Source organism: Chitinophaga sp. GbtcB8 (genome assembly GCF_019091455.1).
Lineage (GTDB): Bacteria > Bacteroidota > Bacteroidia > Chitinophagales > Chitinophagaceae > Chitinophaga.
This window is the reverse complement of the sequence record NZ_JAGXJN010000089.1, coordinates 1-1,448: the sequence shown is the minus strand read 5'-3', so window position 1 is coordinate 1,448 and position 1,448 is coordinate 1. Positions and strand designations below refer to the sequence as shown.

Here is a 1,448-nt window from a genome sequence, read left to right as displayed (position 1 = left end):
TGTAGTGCACCCAAAAGTTTGGACGGCTTTTAAAGATTTAGGCGGCTTGAGTTCGATATTTTACCGGACTCAAGCCGTTTAGTTTTAGTTTGATTCTTTGGTGATTATAATAGTCAATATACTGAACAATTTCCTTCTTTAAAGATAGTATAGAGTCGAACTTCTTAAGATAAAACAACTCTGATTTAAGTATAGAGAAGAAGTTTTCCATTGCTGCGTTATCCAGACAATTTCCCTTTCTTGACATACTCTGTTTAATTTTCCGGTTTTTCAACAGGCTTTGCCATACTTTCATCTGGTATTGCCATCCCTGATCTGAGTGTAGTATAAGCTTAGTTTTATCTGGTAGCCTGGTCAGTGCTTTTTGTAACATTTCCATTACTAGGTTCATTGTTGGCCTTTCAGAGATACTGTAACTAATGATCTCGCTATTGTATAAATCCATAATGGGAGATAGATACAGTTTCTTTCCTGCTACAGAAAATTCTGTAATGTCGGTGACCCATTTTGTATTAGGCCGAGCAGCAAAAAAGTCACGCTGGAGCAGGTTTTGAGCTATCTTTCCCTGTTCACCTCTATAGGATTTATATTTTTTGATCTTAACTAACGATTTTAGCCCGCTTTCTTTCATAATCCGTAGTACAGTCTTATGATTAACCAATATGCCTTGTTGTTTAAGGGTAAGTGTAATACGTCTATAGCCATACCTGCCTTTATGTTCCTGGTAGATCTGTGCTACTTTTGCCCTTAACGCGGTCTGCTTATCTTCTTTTTGCAGTTGCTTCAATGAATAATAAAATGTACTGCGTGCCATCCCTGCTATCTTCAGGAGAAGATCCTGATTATAGTTATGCCTTAATTCCCTGATGGCTTGCGCTCTTTTTTTAGTCTGTTCTGAGCTTCTTCCTGGATTAAGGCATCTAACTTTTTTAGAAAGGCATTTTCCGCCCTTAGCCACTCTACCTCCGCTTGTAATGCGGCAAGTTTTTGTGCTTCTGGTGTCAGGTTAGTATCTGGTTGCTTCTTTTTGCGTGCCATGGATATCGCTTTGCGACCTCTCTGTAGTTCCAGTAGTGCTTGGTGACCGTGCTGCTTAAATATTGTCAACCAACGATAAACAGTAGCCATGTTTGGAATACCAAATGCAGAGCATGTCTCCGTCAAAGATAATCCCTTATCTAACATATACTTTATTACCCTGACCCTAAATTGGCCGCTATATTTGTTTACACGCAATTTTAACCCGGCCTTACCCTGCTCTCTGTAATGCCCAAGCCATTGCCTAATCCTGGACCTGGAGCACCCCAGACGATTAGCTGCCGATAAAATAGATTCTTTCCCTTTTTCAACAGCAACCACTGCTGCTAGTTTCTCCTTAAAACTGTATTTGCCTCGTTTATCCATAAAAAATGCCCCCATAAAGTGTCCAACTTTATGGGGGCATTACA

Annotated in this window: 2 protein-coding genes; both read right to left on the bottom strand. The window is 39.8% G+C overall.

Going from position 1 to position 1,448, the window contains the following annotated elements:
• Nucleotides 1-37 precede the first annotated feature (37 nt).
• On the bottom strand, nt 38-958 hold the full coding sequence (locus KVT36_RS31495; protein ID WP_217607394.1) for an IS3 family transposase: 921 nt from the start codon (nt 956-958) through the stop codon (nt 38-40).
• The gene (locus KVT36_RS31490) at nt 856-1,419 is read right to left on the bottom strand and encodes a helix-turn-helix domain-containing protein (protein WP_217607393.1); all 564 of its coding nucleotides are present in this window, start codon (nt 1,417-1,419) and stop codon (nt 856-858) included. The genes KVT36_RS31495 and KVT36_RS31490 overlap by 103 nt, the downstream gene beginning before the upstream one ends.
• Nucleotides 1,420-1,448 lie beyond the last annotated feature (29 nt).